The organism is Pararhizobium arenae, from assembly GCF_001931685.1.
GTDB lineage: Bacteria > Pseudomonadota > Alphaproteobacteria > Rhizobiales > Rhizobiaceae > Pararhizobium > Pararhizobium arenae.
Map to the genome: position 1 here is coordinate 336,632 of NZ_MOOY01000007.1, position 14,531 is coordinate 351,162.

General features: G+C 61.1%; 14 protein-coding genes and 1 other RNA gene. 11 read left to right on the top strand and 4 right to left on the bottom strand.

Annotated elements, in window-relative coordinates:
• Positions 1 to 24: 24 nt before the first annotated feature.
• Positions 25 to 386, bottom strand: a transfer-messenger RNA (tmRNA) gene (gene ssrA, locus BLX89_RS17645).
• 124 nt (positions 387 to 510) lie between these two features.
• Here ssrA and BLX89_RS17650 point away from each other — a divergent pair.
• From BLX89_RS17650 to BLX89_RS17685, 8 genes are all read left to right on the top strand, one after another.
• Positions 511 to 1,305: a thymidylate synthase gene (locus BLX89_RS17650; protein WP_075292261.1), complete on the top strand. Its 795-nt coding sequence runs from the start codon at positions 511 to 513 to the stop codon at positions 1,303 to 1,305.
• A 207-nt stretch (positions 1,306 to 1,512) separates the two neighbouring features.
• Positions 1,513 to 2,118 (top strand): glutathione S-transferase family protein, encoded by a 606-nt coding sequence (locus tag BLX89_RS17655; RefSeq protein ID WP_075292262.1) that lies wholly within the window; start codon positions 1,513 to 1,515, stop codon positions 2,116 to 2,118.
• Positions 2,111 to 2,647, top strand: coding sequence for a dihydrofolate reductase (locus tag BLX89_RS17660; protein WP_075292300.1), 537 nt, complete (start codon positions 2,111 to 2,113; stop codon positions 2,645 to 2,647). Before BLX89_RS17655 ends, BLX89_RS17660 begins: the two co-directional genes overlap by 8 nt.
• A 137-nt stretch (positions 2,648 to 2,784) precedes the next feature.
• Positions 2,785 to 3,897: an FtsH protease activity modulator HflK gene (gene hflK / locus BLX89_RS17665; protein WP_075292263.1), complete on the top strand. Its 1,113-nt coding sequence runs from the start codon at positions 2,785 to 2,787 to the stop codon at positions 3,895 to 3,897.
• Positions 3,897 to 4,823, top strand: a complete 927-nt coding sequence (gene hflC / locus BLX89_RS17670) for a protease modulator HflC (RefSeq protein WP_075292264.1) — start codon at positions 3,897 to 3,899, stop codon at positions 4,821 to 4,823. Before hflK ends, hflC begins: the two co-directional genes overlap by 1 nt.
• 8 nt (positions 4,824 to 4,831) lie before the next feature.
• Positions 4,832 to 5,017 carry a DUF2065 domain-containing protein gene (locus BLX89_RS17675; RefSeq protein ID WP_075292265.1) on the top strand — a complete coding sequence of 62 codons (186 nt, stop codon included), beginning with the start codon at positions 4,832 to 4,834 and terminating at the stop codon, positions 5,015 to 5,017.
• Positions 5,018 to 5,020: 3 nt separating this feature from the next.
• A complete protein-coding gene (locus BLX89_RS17680) occupies positions 5,021 to 5,407 on the top strand; it encodes an ACT domain-containing protein (RefSeq protein ID WP_075292266.1) in 387 nt (128 codons plus the stop codon).
• Between the two features lie 228 nt (positions 5,408 to 5,635).
• Positions 5,636 to 7,207 carry a DegQ family serine endoprotease gene (locus tag BLX89_RS17685; RefSeq protein WP_425348618.1) on the top strand — a complete coding sequence of 524 codons (1,572 nt, stop codon included), beginning with the start codon at positions 5,636 to 5,638 and terminating at the stop codon, positions 7,205 to 7,207.
• Here BLX89_RS17685 and BLX89_RS17690 read toward each other — a convergent pair.
• Together BLX89_RS17690 and serB are read right to left on the bottom strand one after the other, a co-directional pair.
• Positions 7,188 to 7,775, bottom strand: a complete 588-nt coding sequence (locus tag BLX89_RS17690) for a GNAT family N-acetyltransferase (RefSeq protein ID WP_075292268.1) — start codon at positions 7,773 to 7,775, stop codon at positions 7,188 to 7,190. The two genes, BLX89_RS17685 and BLX89_RS17690, sit on opposite strands and share 20 nt — an antisense overlap.
• Complete coding sequence (serB, locus tag BLX89_RS17695) at positions 7,772 to 8,659, bottom strand: phosphoserine phosphatase SerB (protein ID WP_075292269.1); 888 nt, start codon at positions 8,657 to 8,659, stop codon at positions 7,772 to 7,774. The genes BLX89_RS17690 and serB overlap by 4 nt, the downstream gene beginning before the upstream one ends.
• Here serB and miaA point away from each other — a divergent pair.
• Positions 8,658 to 9,560 (top strand): tRNA (adenosine(37)-N6)-dimethylallyltransferase MiaA, encoded by a 903-nt coding sequence (miaA, locus tag BLX89_RS17700; RefSeq protein ID WP_075292270.1) that lies wholly within the window; start codon positions 8,658 to 8,660, stop codon positions 9,558 to 9,560. The genes serB and miaA overlap by 2 nt on opposite strands.
• 6 nt (positions 9,561 to 9,566) lie before the next feature.
• On the opposite strand, the gene BLX89_RS17705 is transcribed toward miaA, so the two are convergent.
• Positions 9,567 to 11,693: an ATP-binding protein gene (locus BLX89_RS17705; RefSeq protein ID WP_075292271.1), complete on the bottom strand. Its 2,127-nt coding sequence runs from the start codon at positions 11,691 to 11,693 to the stop codon at positions 9,567 to 9,569.
• 310 nt (positions 11,694 to 12,003) lie between these two features.
• On the opposite strand from BLX89_RS17705, the gene BLX89_RS17710 reads away from it, so the two are divergent.
• Positions 12,004 to 13,815, top strand: coding sequence for an acetolactate synthase 3 large subunit (locus tag BLX89_RS17710; RefSeq protein WP_075292272.1), 1,812 nt, complete (start codon positions 12,004 to 12,006; stop codon positions 13,813 to 13,815).
• Positions 13,816 to 13,839: 24 nt separating this feature from the next.
• On the top strand, positions 13,840 to 14,412 hold the full coding sequence (gene ilvN, locus BLX89_RS17715; protein WP_075292273.1) for an acetolactate synthase small subunit: 573 nt from the start codon (positions 13,840 to 13,842) through the stop codon (positions 14,410 to 14,412).
• Positions 14,413 to 14,531: the final 119 nt, after the last annotated feature.

Genomic DNA, 14,531 nt, shown 5'->3' on the forward strand with positions numbered 1-14,531 from the left:
CTGGACGCCGGAATGCGGGGGAGAAGTGGAGGTTTCTGTTGCCAGGTACCTCCGAACCCCGCCTAAGAGTGCGACCCCTTAGGACTTGATTTGAAGTGTCACACTGCGATTAAGCAGCGAGACGAGCTTCCGCATAGTTGTCGTTTGCAACTACTATTTTGACCCGATAACGGTGGTATCATGCCGAGCAAAAGTTCGATCTTTACGCCCTTGTCGATCCTATTTCGCCCCCATCAAAAGCCGGTCATTGCGACCGACCGGTTTTTGGTGGAGGCGCCGGGTACCGCCCCCGGGTCCAATAGGTTTATTACACCGACCGTTTATTGCCATAGCCGCCCGAGGACGGCAGCTGTCATATAAGTCTTTCGATGCGTCGAGAAAAGGGCAGATTTCGAAAATAGGCTGAAATCGAAAATCATGGCACCGCTTCTGGGGATCGTTATGCTTTTGCATTGGTTCTGATCGCCATTGCGACTATTTTAGCACCATCAGGAATCGGCATTGGACCCCATGAAGCAATATCTCGACCTTCTCAAGCATGTCATGGAGCACGGTTCCGACCGCGGAGACCGCACGGGTACCGGCACGCGCTCGGTGTTCGGCTACCAGATGCGCTTCGATCTCTCGAAGGGTTTTCCGGTCACGACGACCAAGAAGCTGCACCTGCGCTCGATCATCCACGAGCTTTTGTGGTTCCTCAAGGGCGACACCAATATCGGCTATCTCAAGGACCATGGCGTGACCATCTGGGACGAATGGGCCGATGAGAATGGCGAACTCGGTCCGGTCTACGGCTACCAGTGGCGCTCATGGCCGACCCATGACGGTCGTCACCTCGACCAGATTTCCGCGCTGGTCGACAGCATCCGCAGCAATCCAAATTCACGCCGGCATATCGTCACTGCCTGGAACCCGGCGCTGGTGGACGAGATGGCGCTGCCGCCGTGTCACTGCCTGTTCCAGTTCTACGTGGCCGACGGCAAGCTGTCGTGCCAGCTCTATCAGCGGTCTGCCGATATCTTTCTGGGCGTGCCCTTCAACATTGCATCCTATGCGCTGCTGACGATGATGGTGGCGCAGGTCTGCGATCTGGAACCGGGTGACTTCGTTCATACGCTGGGTGACGCGCATATCTACAAGAACCATTTCGAGCAGGCGAAATTGCAGCTCTCGCGCCAGCCGAAGGCTCTTCCGAAGATGGAAATCAATCCGGATGTGAAGGATCTTTTTTCCTTTGTATTCGAGGACTTCAAGCTGGTTGGCTATGAAGCTGATTCAACGATCAAGGCGCCGATCGCGGTTTGAGGGTAAGCGGTAGGTGCCGCTTGTCCCTTCTCCCCGTGTACGGGGAGAAGGTGCCCGAAAGGCGGATGAGGGGCTCTTCTCGATACCCTCTCGATGAGGAGAGTTTTCCGCTCACTCCAGCCCTCTCACTGCAGGCGGGAAGAGTGGATGACCGCGAGTGACGCTTAGGTCGTGGAACCAAATATTTAGCGCTTTCAGGGAGGAAACATGCTGACCTTGTTTCATGCGCCGATGTCGCGCTCGTCGCGTATGCTCTGGCTGCTGGAGGAGCTTGGGGCGGAATACGAGGTGCGTTACGTGAGCATACGCCGGGGCGATGGCTCCGGCGGGCCGGATGAGGCAAACCCGCATCCGCACAAGCAGGTGCCAGCTTTGCTGCATGGCAAGACGCTGATCACGGAATCGTCCGCTATCACGCTGTATCTGACGGACCTTTTTCCGGATTCACTGCTCGGGAGGCCGATCGGACACGCCGAGCGGGGGCCTTATCTCTCCTGGCTTGCCTATTATTCCGGCGTCGTCGAGCCGGTGGCGACGATGAATTTCATGGGCCTCACAGCTTCCAATCCGCAATTTGCCCACGTTTACGAGGATATGGCTGCGCATGTGATCGGCACCTTGACGCAACAGCCCTATCTTCTCGGAGAGCGCATAAGTGCCGCAGATATCCTGCTCGGCAGCGCGCTCGGCTGGATGCGGCGCCTGCTGCCGGAGAGCGACGCGGTCGACCGTTATGTGGCGACGGTGAATGCGCGGCCGGCGCTGACCAGAGCACGCGAAATCGACAGCAAGCCGGATGGGTTTCATGACTGATGTAAAGGGCCGGGTGCCGGTCGAGATCGTTGTCGCGGTGGCGCAAAACGGGGTGATCGGCCATGAGGGTGATCTGCCCTGGCAGCTGCCAACGGACCTCAAGCGCTTCAAGGCGCTGACGATGGGAAAGCCGATCGTGATGGGGCGCAAGACCTGGGTCTCACTAGGGCGGCCCTTGCCGGGCCGGCCGAACATCGTGGTGACGCGTGACACCTCTTTCGCCGCGGAAGGCGCGATTGTGGTCAATACGATCGAGGCTGCCCTGGCGATGGGGCAGGACCTTGCTGGAGAAACCGGAGCGCCAGCGGTGGCCATCATCGGCGGCGGCGAAATTTACCGGCAGGCGATCGACCGCACGGATACGCTTTACGTGACGGAGGTGGACGCGGACGTGGCCGGCGATACGCGGTTTCCGCCCATCGATCCCGACATCTTCGAAAAGATCTCGGAAGAGCCGATGCCGAAGGTCGAGAAGGACAGCCATGCGATGAAACTCGTCGTCTGGCAGCGAAAACAGCCCCTGCGCTAACTATTTTTGGCGTTTTACGGTGAACTTGAAGACGCCGCGTTGAAAGCGGTTCGTCGGATACCTATAACGGGACAACCTCGCCCTCGCGGTGCATCCGCGGGCGTGATGTCATGGCAGTTTCAACGGAAGAGGTATTGATGCCCTGGAGCAATCAAAACGGCGGCGGCGGTGGCCCATGGGGCGGCGGCGGCGGCGGAAACAAGGGGCCCTGGGGCCAGGGGCCGAAACGCCCAAGTGGCGGCGGTGGTCGCGGTAATGGCGGTCCCCCGGATCTCGAGGAAATCTTCAGGCGCGGCCAGGACCAGCTCAAGGGCGTCGTGCCCGGCGGCTTCAATGGCGGCGTTGCCGTCATCATCGGGCTCTTGATCGTCGGCTTCTTCCTGATCAATTCGATCTACACCGTCCAGCCGGACGAGCGCGGCGTCGAGATGCGCTTCGGCAAGCCGAAGGATGAAGTTTCGATGCCGGGCCTGCACTATCATTTCTGGCCGCTTGAAACGGTGGAGATGGTCAAGATTACCGAGCAGCAGCAGAATATCGGCAGCCGTTCGGCGACCGGCGACCAGGCGTCCGGCCTGATGCTGTCGGGCGACCAGAACATCGTCAACGTACAGTTTTCGGTCCTCTATTCCGTGACCGACCCGAAGGCTTTCCTCTTCAACGTCGAGAACCCGACGGAAACCCTGCAGCAGGTTGCCGAAAGCGCCATGCGCGAGGTTGTCGGCCGTCGTCCGGCACAAGACATCTTCCGCGACAATCGTCAGGCAATCGCGGCCGACGTGAAGACGACGATCCAGGCGACGATGGATACCTACGGCGCGGGCGTTTCCGTCAACACCGTGGCGATCGAGGATGCGGCTCCGCCGCGCGAAGTCGCCGACGCCTTCGACGAAGTGCAGCGCGCCGAACAGGACGAGGATCGTCTGGTCGAGGAATCCAACCAGTATTCGAACCGCATTCTCGGTGGCGCCCGCGGTCAGGCCGCGCAGATCCGCGAAGAGGCGGCAGCCTACAAGGACCGTATCGTCAAGGAAGCCCAGGGTGAGGCGCAGCGCTTCATCTCGGTCTACGACGCCTACAGCCAGGCGCCGGACGTGACGCGCAAGCGGCTCTATCTCGAAGCGATGCAGGATGTTCTCGGCAAGTCCAAGAAGATCATTCTCGACGAGAAGAACGGCCAGGGCGTGCTGCCCTATCTGCCGCTCAATGAAATCACACGACCTGCACCGGCGACGGGAGTGGCACAATAATGAGCAACCGCCTTCCCTATTTTCTCATCGGCATCGCGGTCATCATGATCGCTGCCTATTCGTCGGTCTTCGTGGTGAATGCACGCCAGCAGGCGATCGTCGTCCGCTTCGGTCAGATCAAGGATGTGAAGTCCGAGCCGGGCCTTTACTTCAAGCTTCCGTTCGCGTTCATGGATGCCGACCGGGTTCAGTATGTCGAGAAGCAGGCCCTGCGCTTCGACCTCGACAACATCCGCGTTCAGGTTTCGGGCGGCAAGTTCTACGAGGTCGATGCTTTCGTCGTCTATCGTATCGCCGACGCCCGTCGCTTCCGCGAAACGGTTTCGGGCGACCGAGATTCGGCTGAATCGCGCCTGCGCACCCGTCTCGATGCCTCGCTGCGTCGGGTCTACGGTCTGCGTGGCTTCGAATCCGCCCTTTCCGACGAGCGCGCCTCGATGATGCGCGAAGTTCGCGCCGACCTGAAGACGGACGCCGAATCGCTCGGTCTCAACATCGAGGACGTTCGCATTCGCCGCACGGATCTCACGCAGGAAGTCTCGCAGCAGACTTTCGACCGCATGAAGGCCGAGCGTCTGGCCGAAGCCGAGCTGATCCGCGCCCGCGGTAACGAAGAAGGCCAGCGCCGCCGCGCGATCGCCGACCGTCAGGTCGTGGAGTTCGTGGCGGAAGCGCAGCGCGATTCGGAAATCCTGCGCGGTGAGGGCGAAGCCGAACGGACCAAGGTGTTTGCCGATGCGTTTGCGCGCGATCCGCAGTTCTTCGAGTTCTATCGCTCGATGACGGCCTATCAGCAGGCGATCGGAAGCCCCGATACGACGCTGGTCCTGTCGCCGGATTCGGAATTTTTCCGTTATTTCAATAACTCGGAAGGTACCGAGGCGCCGGCCACGACCACACCGGCACCGGCTGCGACCGGAAACTGAAAAAGGCGATGACCGATTTTCTTTTGGGAATCGCGTTCTTCCTGATTATCGAGGGGCTGGTGTACGCACTGGCCCCTCTTCTTTTGGTGGAAATGGCGAAGCGTTTGCCGCATATACCGGAGCAGCAGCTCCGGCTGTTCGGGCTCGTGTCGGTGGCTTTCGGCGTCGGGCTGGTCTGGATTATCAGAGGATAAAGAATGCCACGGAAATTGCTTATCCGCCTCGTGGACGCCGAGTATGCGATCACGCGGCTCAATGTCGGTACCCCTATCCCGGAGTGGCTGCCGGGCGCGGGGTTCTGGACCATATCCAGTTCGCGCGAGGAAATGACTCTCGTCTGCCGGGCGGCGCGCATTCCCAACGGCGTTCAGTCTTCGCTCGGCTGGCGCTGCCTGCGCATCGAGCAGCATTTCGCCTTCGACGTGCCGGGCGTGCTCGAATCGGTGCTGACGCCGCTCGCGAACGCCGGTGTCGGCGTTTTTGCCAACTCGACTTTCAGCACCGACTACGTCTTTATCAGCGGCTCAAGCGTCGACAAGGCCGTGGAGGCGCTCAAGGCCGCCGGCCACGAGATCACCATCTGATCATTCGCGCTTGCCAGAAAAGTTGCATTCTGACTGAAAATATTGCAGAAATTCAAAATGTTACAGCCAACTCCAGGATCACGCCCGGGGCATCGGCTGTAACAAAAAGATGACTGGACGCTTCCCAAAACCGCCTTATCTTCGGCTAGAATACGTCCGGTTCTGGCGTGACAGCGCAGCGTGCTGACGGGCGGGCCTTATTCCGCAATCGAGAGGATTTCCATGGGCTTGTCCATCCGTTCCTGTTTCTTCCGGTCCACCGTTGCGGCGCTGGCAGTGACCTTGTCTCTTTCGCCGGCCGTTGCGCAGACCGAGATGGCGCAAGCGGGCGCTAACCCGGCGGTCGGCAATGCGCCCCTGCAGGTCGTTCCCGGAAAATCCGCCGCCATTGCCGCGCAAGGCCCTGATTCGGTTGCCGATCTCGCGGCAGGACTGCTCGATGCGGTGGTCAACATCTCGACATCGCAGAACGTCAAGAGCGACGATAATGCCCCAGCACCGCAGGTGCCGGAAGGATCGCCGTTCCAGGACTTCTTCGACGAGTTCTTCAAGGGGCAGGGCGGTGGAGGCGGACGCGAACGCACAGTCAGTTCGCTCGGCTCCGGCTTCGTCATCGATCCCAGCGGCTATATCGTGACGAACAATCACGTCATCGAAGACGCCGACGATATCGAGGTCAATTTCGCCAACGGCTCCAAGCTGCAGGCGAAGCTGATCGGCAAGGATACTAAGACCGACCTTGCTCTGCTGAAGGTCGAGCCGACAAAGCCACTTACGGCCGTTCCCTTCGGCGACAGCAGGACGATGCGCATCGGTGACTGGGTCATGGCGATCGGTAACCCGTTCGGCCTTGGCGGCACGGTGACGGTCGGCATCATTTCGGCGCGCGGGCGCAACATCAATGCAGGCCCCTACGACAATTTCATCCAGACGGATGCCGCCATCAACCGGGGCAACTCCGGCGGGCCGCTCTTCAACATGAAGGGCGAGGTCATCGGCATCAACACGGCGATCATCTCGCCAAGCGGTGGCTCGATCGGTATCGGCTTCTCCGTGCCGACGGAGCTTGCCCAGAACATCATCAGCCAGCTTCGTGAATTCGGCGAAACCCGGCGCGGGTGGCTTGGTGTGCGCATCCAGCCGGTCACCGCGGATATTGCCGAAAGCCTGAAAATGGAGACGCCAAAAGGGGCGCTGGTTGCCGGTATCGTCAGCGGCGGCCCTATCGATGGCGGGCAGATCAAGACCGGCGACGTGATCGTCAAGTTCGATGGACGCGATGTTGTGGAGATGCGCGATCTTCCGCGTGTTGTCGCCGAAAGCCCGGTGGGCAAGGCGGTCGATGTCGTGATCATTCGCGACGGCAAGGAAATGACGGTCAAGGTCACCCTCGGGCGTCTGGAGGACGGCGAGGAAGCAGAGGCCGCGGCTGCCGAAGAAACGACGGAGATGCAGGAGGGCACGGATCAGGCCGAGCCGCCGGCCGGCGAGTTACCGGCTGCCGATCAGGTGCTGGGTATGAAGCTTGTCGCGCTCGATGTCGAAAGCCGCAAGACCTACGGCATATCGGACGATGTCGAAGGTGTGGTGATCACCGGAGTCACGCCGGATTCGGCGGCGGCCGAGCGTCGGATCGTGCCGGGCGATGTGATCGTCGAGATCGGCCAGGAGGCGATGCGTGCGCCGGAAGATGTTTCGGCTCGGGTCGAAGAGCTGAAGGCGGATGGGCGCAAGAACGCGCTGCTGATGATCGCCAACAAGGCCGGCGAACTTCGCTTCGTTACCGTGCGGATGGAGTGATTGCAGCGTTTGCCGTGCCGAGGCGCCATTGCTCTGCAGTGAGCGCATAAAGCACGTGCCGTTTGAGATGCGGCGTGTCGTCCGGCACAAGCGGGTGGTCGAAAGATCCGGTCGGGCGCATTCCGAGGCGTTGCATCACGGCGATGGAGCGGTGGTTTTCCGCAACGGCGAAGGAAACGATCTCGGGCAGCGACAATGTATCGAATCCATAGGCGAACAAGGCCTTTCCGGCTTCCGTGACATAGCCGCGTCCCCAGAACGGTCTCGCCAGCCGCCAGCCTATTTCGACGGCGTCTGCCTTCAGGATGGGCGCGGGGTCCGGGCGCTGCAGGCCACAGAAGCCGATAGGCTTGTCGTCCGTCTTGAGAGCCAGCGCGTAGAAACCGTAGCCTGTTTCTGCAATGCGATTGCGCATTTTGTCGAAAAGCTGGTCCGATTCCTCCGGCGTTCTCCGGCGCGGGAAGAAGGTCATGATTTCGGGATCAGAATTGATCTCGTGAAAGAGCGCCCGGTCTCTCCGGTCGTCCCGCCAGTTGCGGATGACAAGTCGCTCGGTTTCGAGGATCAAAGCACGAAGTCCGTCTTGCGATAGCCCTGAATATAGAGGAGGGCCGTCAGGTCGCCGTGGTCGATACGGATTTTTGCTTCCGCGGCAACGGCGGGTTTGGCATGTAGCGCGACGCCCGAACCTGCCAGCTTGATCATGCCGAGATCATTGGCGCCATCGCCAACAGCCATGGCTTCCGACGGATCGATATCGAGCGTTTGGCAGATGTCGAGGAGAGCATCGACCTTGGCCTGCTTGCCAAGGATGGGATCGGCGACCGTGCCGGTGAGCTTGCCATCCTGCTCGATCAGGGTGTTGGCGCGGTTCTCCTGAAAGCCGATGCGGGCGGCGATCGGGTTGGTGAACACCGTAAAACCGCCGGAGACGAGCGCTGTGTAATGTCCCTTGGCCTTCATGGTGGCAACGAGTTCGAGGCCGCCCGGCGTCAGCGTGATACGCTTCTCGATGACGTCATCCACGACGTTCAAGGGCAGGCCCTTAAGCAGCGCGACGCGCTCGATGAGGGCAGGTTCGAAGGCGATCTCGCCGTTCATGGCGCGGGCGGTAATCGCCGCTACTTTGTCTTTCAGCCCGACTTCGGCGGCGAGTTCGTCAATGCATTCCTGGCCGATCATGGTGGAATCCATGTCGGCGATGAGCAGTCTCTTGCGGCGTCTTTCGGCTTCCTGCACCACAACGTCGATCGGTTCATTGCCAAGGAGGTCGCGGATTTGCTTTTCTGCCGCAGCGGGATCGGTGCCGTCCTTGAGCGCGATATCGCAGGCAATGCCGTCTGCAAGCCAATAAAGGCCCGATGCCGAAACGCTGTCGGCGGCCGCCTCCGCAAGGCGGGGCGTCAGCACGGGATTTGACGGATTGGCTACAAGCGTGGCAACGAAAGCCATGATGAAAAACCTTGAGAATGGACAGGACGCGATCCTGATAACCGGGCCGACCGCCAGCGGCAAGTCCGCACTTGCGGTCGAGCTGGCGCGGCGCGGCGACGGGGTGGTGATCAATGCCGACAGCATGCAGGTCTACGACACGCTCCGCATCCTGACTGCCCGGCCATCCGAAGAGGATACGGGCGGTGTGGTGCATCATCTCTATGGCCATGTGCCGGCAGCCAAACCCTATTCGACGGGCGAATGGCTGCGGGAGGCAGCGGAGCTTGTGGAGCAATTGCGCAGGGAGAAGAGGCTACCCGTCTTCGTCGGCGGCACGGGGCTTTATTTCAAGGCCCTGACCGGAGGACTTTCCGATATGCCGGAGATCCCGCCCGGGATTCGCGAGTCGCTGCGCGCGCGGCTTCAAGAGGCGGGGGCCGAGGTGCTGCATGCCGAGCTTGCCGCGCGCGATCCCGAGGCGGCGGGGGGGCTGCAACCCGGCGACGGGCAACGCATCGTGCGGGCGCTGGAGGTTCTGGAGGCGACGGGCCGCTCCATACGGCATTTCCAGACGGGTCGAGGGCCGATGATCATCGATCCGGACAAGGCGCTGAAGATCGTCGTGCAGCCGGAACGGGAGGTTCTGCGCCAACGTATCGACACACGCTTTGGCCTGATGCTGGCAACAGGCGCAATTGACGAGGTAAAGGCGCTGCTTGCCCAGGCTCTGCCACCGGTGATGCCGGCGATGAAGGCAATCGGCGTCGCGCAGATCGCGGCGATGCTGAAAGGCGAGATGAGCGAAGTCGAGGTGATAGATAAAGGTTCTGCGGCAACGCGCCAATATGCCAAACGCCAGATGACATGGTTTCGCAACCAGCTCGACGACAGCTGGATACGGTTCGATCCCTTGGCGTGAGCTTGCCTATTTCCGGATAATGCTGCTCAGCGGTTTTTTCAGAAGGCTTTCGCGGAGCGACTGGCGCGGCTGATCGGCTGCGGGCGGCGCGGCTGCCGTTTGCGAAGGATTTTGATAGGGCGACGGGGAATACGCGGTTGGACGAGCCTCTGGACGGCGGATTTCGGGCCGCTGCTCCGGCACATCTTCCGCCAGCAACTGGTTGCGGATCTGGTTGAAGCGCTCCAACTGGGGATTGGCGGGTTCGGTTCGGGGAAGCATGCCCGGATTGTAAGGCTCAAGCTTCTCGTCGTCGCTGCGATCAAGCGGCGGTACCGGCCGCGACGGCGTGACAGGCGTGTAGGCGGGGGCTGCAGCTGCAGGTGGCTGGCGAACCGGCACCGGCGCCTGAATGTCGGGCTCGTATCCACCGCCGTCGAAATCGCCCGGGGCAGCGCTCGCCATATAGCTCTGCTGGAAGCTCGAAATATCGGGGCCGCTGACGGCGCGCATGCGGGCAACGACGGTGCGCAGGTCGATGGTCGAGGGATCCTCGTCCGTGACCTGGGCTGCGACGCCGTTGGCCTTCGGCAGGTTCCTTTCCTCGACGCGGGTGAAGCGCATGCGCATCGGTACCGCAACCGCCTCGCCGAAGGCGATCGCTTCGCCGTTGCCGATGGAGGAGATGAAGCTGGTGGTCGAGATCGAAGAGTTCGGGATCGCCGAGCGGATGATTTCCTGGTCGTGATCATTCGACAGGCGCATGGCAAAGACCGTCGAGCACTGCGACAAGATCGTCGGATCGAGTTCGCCGGGGCGCTGGGTGATGATGCCGAGAGAAACGCCGTATTTGCGGCCTTCCTTGGCGATGCGGGCGATGGCCTGGCGCGTCGGGATGAAGCCGAGGTTCGGATCGGCGGGAACGTATCGGTGGGCCTCTTCGCAGACGACCAGCATATGCACGCCGCCATTGCTCCAGAGCGCGATTTCAAAGGCCATGCGACAGAGAACGGAAGCGACCGAGTTGACGACTTCAGACGGAATGCCTGCCAGCTGGAATGTCGTGATCGGGCGACCGTCGCCGGGGATGCGGAAGATCTTGGCGATAGTTTCCAGGATCGTGTCGGTGATCGTGTTCGAGGAGAACATGAAGGTATAGCGCGGATCGTTGATCGCGCCGATGACCTTGATTTTCAGCGACCTGAGATGCGGCTTGTCAGAACGGCCTTCGAGCCGTCCGATGCGCTCGTCGATCATGGCGAGCAGGTCGGCCATGCGGTAGGGCACAGGCGTATCGGCGGTGATCGAGCTTTTCTCGGTCTGGCGGCGCATCAACCCGCCTTCGCCCTTGAATGCCTTCTTTGCTTCGGGGATCACGTCGCGCAGGATATCGAGCTCTTCCGGTACGGCCGGGCGTCCGCGGAAGATGACTTCGGCGAACTCTTCCAGCTTCATCAGCCAGAAGGGCAGATCGAGCGTATCGGTATCGATGACGACGGCATGATCCGGAAAGGCGGCGGCGAACTCGTTGTGCGGATCGAGAATCAGCACGCGCAGTTTCGGATCGGACTGGATGGCCTTGTGCAAAAGGAGCGTGACGGCCGTGGACTTGCCGACGCCGGTGGTGCCGACGATGGCGAAATGCTTGGCGAGCATCGAGGGCACATGGATCGCCGCGTCGAGGCTTTCGTCCTGCGTCAGGGTGCCAATGACGCAGGTCTCGTTCTTGCCGGTGTCGTAGATGCGGGCAAGGTCTGCCGTGCGGATGCGGTGGGCGATGGAGCCGAGATAGGGATACTGGCTGATGCCGGCGGAAAACTCTTCCTTGCCCGATGGCCCCATATGGACTTCGCCCATCAGCTCCACTTCGATGCGGAAGGTGTTGTCGAGTTCCTCGCCCCATTCGTTGGTGGCGGTCTGCATGGAATAGACCAGCGCCACGACGCGGTTTTCGCCGACGGTGATCGAGATCAGCCGGCCGACGGACCAGAGTTCGGTGAGCGACGTCTCGCCGTTCTCGGCAATGGCGGCGATTGTCGCGCGCGACCCGCTGCACGCGACGACCCTGCCCAGGAAGCGGTTACCCCGTTTCAGGGTATCGCGCCGTTCCTGTTCGCCCGCACTGATCGAAGAATGGAGGTCGCTGTTCAGCAAAACGCACCTTTGGTCATGATTGACGCACCTTAACGCGATGGTTTTAACAAGTTGTTTCGCAATGCGGGACGCGGATGTGTCATTTCGTTTCGCGCAAAAGGCGTTGACGGGCCGGGACTTTGCCGCTAACACTTCGCCCCATGAAAAATTTCTTTGCAATTCTTGTGGTGGGAACGCGCATGGGCAGGATGGTGTAACCATCCGGCGATAGCCACCCATGCGCGATACGAGGCTCCTGACGGGGCCTTTTTTTATGCCTTCAAACACGATACTCACAGCCCAAACGCGGGATAGGGACGGAAACAGGCCAATGAGCGGTACAGAGACAAAGACGGCAGGCACTCAGCCGGCAGCGGGCACCCAGATGACGGGCGCGGAAATTGTTCTTCAGGCACTGAGGGACAACGGCGTGGAGCATATCTTCGGATATCCGGGCGGTGCCGTGCTTCCGATCTATGACGAAATCCACCAGCAGGACGATATCCAGCATATCCTCGTGCGCCACGAGCAGGGCGCCGGCCACATGGCTGAAGGCTACGCCCGCTCGACCGGCAAGGTTGGCGTCATGCTCGTCACCTCCGGTCCGGGTGCGACCAATGCAGTGACGCCGCTGCAGGATGCGCTGATGGACAGCATCCCGCTCGTCTGCCTCTCCGGCCAGGTGCCGACCACGCTGATCGGCTCGGATGCCTTCCAGGAATGTGATACCGTCGGCATCACGCGCCCCTGCACCAAACACAACTGGCTGGTCAAGGACGTCAACGAGCTTGCCGGCATCATCCATGAGGCCTTCCGGGTTGCGCAATCCGGCCGTCCGGGGCCGGTGGTTGTCGATATTCCGAAGGACGTTCAGTTCGCGACCGGCACCTACATCCCGCCGTCCGCTGCCAAGATCCAGAAGAGCTACCAGCCGAGGGTTCAGGGCGACCTGAAGCAGATCGAGCAGGCCGTCGAACTGATGATGACGGCGCGGCGTCCGGTCATCTATTCCGGCGGTGGCGTCATCAACTCGGGCAAGGAAGCCTCGCAGCTCTTGCGCGAGCTGGTCCAGCTCACCGATTTCCCGATCACCTCGACGCTGATGGGGCTGGGCGCTTATCCGGCTTCCGGCAAGAACTGGCTCGGCATGCTCGGCATGCACGGCACCTATGAGGCCAACCTTGCGATGCACGATTGCGATGTCATGGTCTGCATCGGCGCACGCTTCGACGACCGTATCACCGGCCGCCTCAATGCCTTCTCGCCGAACTCGAAGAAGATCCATATCGATATCGATCCGTCGTCGATCAACAAGAACGTTCGCGTCGATATTCCGATCCTCGGCGATGTCGGCCGGGTTCTGGAAGACATGGTTCGCCTGTGGCGGGCCAAGGCCGGCGGTGTCGACAAGGCGCGCATGGACGACTGGTGGACCAGCATCGCCCGCTGGCGTGCGCGCAATTCGCTGGCCTACAAGCCGAGCGACGAGGTCATCATGCCGCAGTATGCGCTGCAGCGCCTGTTCGACCTGACCAAGGATCGTGATACCTACATCACCACCGAAGTCGGCCAGCACCAGATGTGGGCGGCGCAGTTCTTCGGCTTCGAGGAACCGAACCGCTGGATGACCTCGGGTGGCCTCGGCACCATGGGCTACGGCTTCCCGGCCGCCATCGGCGTTCAGGTCGCGCATCCGGACAGCCTCGTCATCGATATTGCCGGCGATGCCTCGATCCAGATGTGCATTCAGGAAATGTCCTGCGCGGTCCAGTATGGCCTGCCGGTCAAGATCTTCATCCTCAACAACCAGTACATGGGCATGGTGCGCCAGTGGCAGCAGTTGCTGCATGGCAACCGCCTGTCGAACTCCTACACGGAGGCGATGCCTGATTTCGTCAAGCTCGCCGAAGCCTATGGCGGGGTCGGCATTCGCTGCGAAAAGCCGGGCGAACTGGATGACGCGATCATCCGCATGATCGACAGCCCGGCGCCGGTGATCTTCGATTGCCGGGTGGCAAACCTTGCCAACTGCTTCCCGATGATCCCTTCGGGCAAGGCGCACAACGAAATGCTGCTGCCGGACGAAGCCACGGACGAAGCGGTCGCCAACGCGATCGACGCCAAGGGCCGTCAGCTGGTTTGATGAAGTAAGGATAGGGTTACCGACATGAACGCACATCTTCAGCCGACAGGCTCCGCCTACTTCATCGCCAAGGAAACCGAGAAGGTCGAGAAGCACACGCTTTCGGTTCTCGTCGACAACGAACCGGGCGTTCTCGCCCGGGTCATCGGCCTGTTTTCCGGCCGCGGCTACAACATCGAAAGCCTGACCGTCTCGGAAACGGAGCATGAAGCGCACCTGTCGCGCATCACTATCGTCACCCGCGGCACGCCGCATGTTCTGGACCAGATCAAGGCCCAGCTCGAGCGGCTCGTGCCGGTACACCGCGTCGTTGACCTCACGGTTCGTGCCGGTTCGCTTGGCCATGACCGGCCGATCGAGCGGGAGGTTGCGCTGGTGAAGGTTGTCGGCGAGGGCGACCATCGCGCCGAGACCCTGCGTCTTGCCGATGCCTTCCATGCCAAGGTGGTGGATGCGACGGTCGATCACTTCATTCTGGAGATCACCGGCAAGTCCTCCAAGATCGACCAGTTCGTGGCGGTCATGAAGCCGCTTGGTCTGATCGAGGTCTGCCGCACCGGCGTTGCGGCGATGAACCGGGGTGCTCAGGGGATGTAATACGCGGGGCGCGGCATTCCGCTTTTGCCCCTCATCCGGCGCTTCGCGCCACCTTCTTGGATGATCAAACTATGAGATAGTTGTTTCTGCCGGGCGGGCGGCCACCCGCCCGGCAGCTG